Here is a 4,166-nt window from a genome sequence, read left to right on the forward strand (position 1 = left end):
CGCGCCCCCGCGGCCGCGTGCGACGCGCCCGGTCGGGCTGCGCACGCTGGCCTCCGCCCTGGACGTGGCCGCCCCCGCGGGTGAGCTGCCGGCCGTCACCGGGGTCACGCTGCGCGCCGCCGAGGTACTGCCCGGTGACCTGTTCGCCGCCCTGCCCGGTGCCCGTGCCCACGGCGCCGACTTCGCGGCCGACGCCTACGCGGCCGGTGCCGTCGCGGTGCTCACCGATCCCGACGGCGCCACGCGCCCGGCGCTCGCGCGCGTCCCGGTCCTGGTACACCCGCGCCCGCGGGAGGTGCTCGGCCCGGTCTCCGCGCTGGTCTACGGCGACCCGACCGCGCGGCTGTCGGTCCTGGGCGTCACCGGCACCAGTGGCAAGACCACCGTGGCGCACCTGCTGGAGGCCGGTCTGTCCGCCGCGGGGCGCACCACGGGCCTGCTCGGCACGGTCGGCACCCGGATCGACGGAACCGCGCTGCCCAGCGCGTTCACCACGCCGGAGGCGCCCGACCTGCAGGCGCTCCTCGCGGTGATGGCCGAGGCCGGGGTCACGGACGTCGCCATGGAGGTCTCCAGCCACGCGCTCGCGCTGGGCCGGGTCGCGGGCACGCGGTTCGCCGTCGGTGCCTTCACCAACCTGTCACAGGACCACCTCGACTTCCACCGTGACATGGACGACTACTTCGAGGCCAAGGCGACCCTGTTCGACGGGCGCGCGGAGCACGCCGTCATCTGTGTCGACGACGAGTGGGGCCGCCGACTGGCCGCCCGCACCCCGGACGCGGTGACGGTGTCCACCATCGGCCCGGACGCCGTCTGGCGGGGGACGGACCTGGTGACCGGCGCGGACGGTACCCAGACGTTCACGGTGGCCGGGCCCGCGGGCGCGCTCCCGGCCCGGCTGCTGCTGCCCGGTGCGTTCAACGTCGCCAACGCGCTGGTGGCGCTGGCCTGCCTCGACGCGGTGGGCGTGCCTCCCGCGGTCGCCGTCGAGCGGTTCGCGCAGGTCACGGTCCCCGGACGGATGCAACGGGTGCAGGTTGGCCAGCCGTACCTGGCCGTCGTCGACTACGCCCACAAGCCCGCCGCCGTCACCGCCCTGCTCGACACGCTGCGCACCGAGGTCCCCGGCCGGGTGCTCGTGGTGCTCGGCTGCGGGGGCGACCGGGACCGCGGCAAGCGCGCCCTCATGGGGGCCGCCGCGGCGTCGCGCGCCGAGGTGCTCGTGGTCACCGACGACAACCCCCGCACCGAGGACCCCTCCGACATCCGCGCGGCGATGCTCGCCGGTGCGCAGGCCGAGCCCGGCCGCGGCGAGGTGCTCGAGATCGGTGACCGCCGCGCCGCCATCGCCGCCGCCGTCGAGCTCGCCCGGCCCGGCGACGTCGTCGTGATCGCGGGGAAGGGCCACGAGACCGGCCAGGAGATCCACGGCGTCAAGCACCCCTTCGACGACGCCGCGGAGCTCGCGGCCGCCATGAGTGCGGGTGCCCGGTAGTGCCCGACCCCGACGTGATCGGATGGGTGTCGTGATCCCCATGCGGCTGGCCGACGTCGCCGCCGTCACCGGTGGCCGCCTGCACCGCGCGAGCGGCGACGAGCTGGTCACGGCCGTCGAGTTCGACTCGCGCAAGATCGTCGACGGCGGCCTGTTCCTCGCGTTGCCCGGCGAGCGGGTCGACGGCCACGACTTCGCGGCCGCCGCGGTCGACCGCGGGGCGGTGGCCGTGCTGGCCGCCCGCGAGGTCGACGCGCCCACGGTGATCGTCCCCGCCGTGGCCCGCACGGAGGGCACCTATCTCGCCGACGCCGACCCGGACGGCTCCGGCGCCGCCGTGCTCGCCGCGCTGGCGAAGCTCGCGTCGCACTCGGTCGCCGCGCTGCCGGACCTGACGGTCATCGGGGTCACCGGCAGCTCCGGCAAGACCTCCACGAAGGACCTGCTCGCGGCGGTCCTCGCGCCGTCGGGCCCCACGGTCGCGCCGCCGGAGTCGTTCAACAACGAGCTCGGCCTGCCCTGGACGGCCCTGCGCGCCGGGGCGGACACACGCCACCTGGTGCTGGAGTTCTCCGCCCGCGGGCCGGGCCATATCGCCGCCGCGGCCGCCGCCGTGCCGCCGCGCATCGCCGTCGTGCTCAACGTCGGCAGCGCGCACCTGGGCGAGTTCGGCTCGGTCGCGGGCATCGCGCAGGCCAAGGGCGAGTTGGTGGAGGCCCTGCCGGCGGACGGCGTGGCCGTCCTCAACGCGGACGACCCGCTCGTCGCCGCGATGGCGTCCCGCACCCGGGCCCGCGTCGTCACGGTGGGCCGCGCGGCCGGTGCCACCGTCCGCGCCGAGGACGTCCGCCTCGACGCCGGCCGCGCCCGCTTCCGTCTCGTCGCCCCGGCCGGATCGGCCGACGTCGCGCTGCAGCTGGTGGGCGAGCACCACGTCGGCAACGCGCTGGCCGCGGCCGCCGTCGCCCTCGAGCTGGGGGCCGCGCCCGATCAGGTCGCCGGCGTGCTGTCGGCGGCCGCGCCCGCGTCGCGCTGGCGGATGGACGTCACCGATCGCTCCGACGGCGTCACCGTCGTCAACGACGCCTACAACGCCAACCCCGAGTCGATGCGCGCGGCGCTGCGAGCGCTCGCCGCGCTCGGGACGGGGAGGCGCACGTGGGCGGTGCTGGGCCCGATGGCCGAGCTGGGCGCCGACGCGGACGCCGAGCACGCGAGGATCGCCGGGCTGGCGAGAGAGTTGGATGTGGCAAAGGTGGTCTCTGTCGGCTGTGCGGCGTACGGCGTGCTGACTGCTGTCGACGACGTCGGGGGCGCGATCGACCTGTTGCGAGCCGAGCTGCGATCCGGCGACGTCGTACTGGTCAAGGCGTCCCGTGCGGCGGGGCTCGACCGGGTCGCCACCGCGATCCTCGACCAGAGGCAGTCACACGAGGGAACGGCGGTGTCGTCGTGAGGGGCGTGTTCATCGCCGCGGGGGTCGCTTTGGCGGTCTCCATCCTGCTCACCCCCTACCTGATCCGGTTCTTCGCCCGGCAGGGCTTCGGTCAGGAGATCCGGGCCGACGGGCCGCAGAGCCACCAGGCCAAGCGCGGCACACCCACCATGGGCGGCGTCGCGATCATGCTGGCGATCTGGCTGGGCTACCTGCTCTCGCACCTGTTCACGGGTGAGCCGATCACCCCGTCGGCGCTGCTGGTGCTGTTCCTCACCACGGCGCTCGGGCTCGTCGGTTTCCTCGACGACTTCATCAAGCTGCGCCGGGCCCGCAACCTGGGCCTCAACAAGACGTCCAAGATCATCGGGCAGGTGCTGACGGCCACGATCTTCGGGATCCTGGCGTTGCGCTTCGCCAACCCCGAGGACCTGACGCCGGCCTCGGACAACCTGTCGTTCGTCCGCGACATCACGGTGCTGTCGTTCGGGCTGGTCGGGTTCATCCTGCTGGCCAACCTGATCATCGCGGCCTGGTCGAACGCCGTGAACCTCACCGACGGCCTCGACGGCCTCGCCGCGGGCACCTCGGCGATCGTACTGGCGATCTACGTGATCATCGGGTTCTGGCAGTTCCGCAACAACTGCGGGCTGAACATCGCCGCCGGCTGCTACCAGGTGCGCGACCCGCTCGACGTCGCCCTCGTCGCCGCGGCCGCGATGGGCGGCTGCATCGGCTTCCTCTGGTGGAACGCCGCGCCGGCCCGCATCTTCATGGGCGACACGGGCTCGCTCGCCCTGGGCGGGCTGATCGCGGGCCTGTCGATCGTCACGCGCACCGAGCTGCTGCTCGTCGTGATCGGTGGCGTGTTCGTCGTCGAGGCGCTGTCGGTGGCGCTGCAGATCGCGGTGTTCCGCACCACCCGTCGTCGCGTGTTCCGGATGGCGCCGTTCCACCACCACTTCGAGCTGGCCGGGTGGGCGGAGACCACGGTGATCATCCGGTTCTGGTTGCTCGGTGCGATGTGTGCGGCGCTCGGTCTGGGGCTGTTCTACAGCGAGTGGCTCACCGCGTCCGCGGGCCAGTGACGGAGCGGGCCAGTGACGGAGGCGGGCCGGTGACGGAGCTCCGGGGCGCGCACGTCCTCGTCGCGGGCGCGGGCGTGTCCGGGCTCGCCGCCGCCCGCGCGCTCGTCGACCTCGGGGCGCACGTCGCGCTGTCGGACGCCCGGCC

3 protein-coding genes are annotated in these 4,166 nt (G+C 74.5%); all 3 read left to right on the plus strand.

All coding sequences use genetic code 11. The features are described 5' to 3' along the window. Positions 1-1,498: UDP-N-acetylmuramoyl-L-alanyl-D-glutamate--2,6-diaminopimelate ligase (locus tag JWR81_RS12550; RefSeq protein ID WP_367278783.1), on the plus strand; the 1,498-nt coding region annotated here is incomplete at its 5' end. A 31-nt stretch (positions 1,499-1,529) separates the two neighbouring features. Then, on the plus strand, positions 1,530-2,954 hold the full coding sequence (gene murF / locus JWR81_RS12555; protein ID WP_297650824.1) for a UDP-N-acetylmuramoyl-tripeptide--D-alanyl-D-alanine ligase: 1,425 nt from the start codon (positions 1,530-1,532) through the stop codon (positions 2,952-2,954). Then, positions 2,951-4,021, plus strand: coding sequence for a phospho-N-acetylmuramoyl-pentapeptide-transferase (mraY, locus tag JWR81_RS12560; protein ID WP_297650820.1), 1,071 nt, complete (start codon positions 2,951-2,953; stop codon positions 4,019-4,021). The genes murF and mraY overlap by 4 nt, the downstream gene beginning before the upstream one ends. Positions 4,022-4,166: the final 145 nt, after the last annotated feature.

The organism is Pseudonocardia sp., from assembly GCF_025965585.1.
Classification (GTDB): domain Bacteria; phylum Actinomycetota; class Actinomycetes; order Mycobacteriales; family Pseudonocardiaceae; genus Pseudonocardia.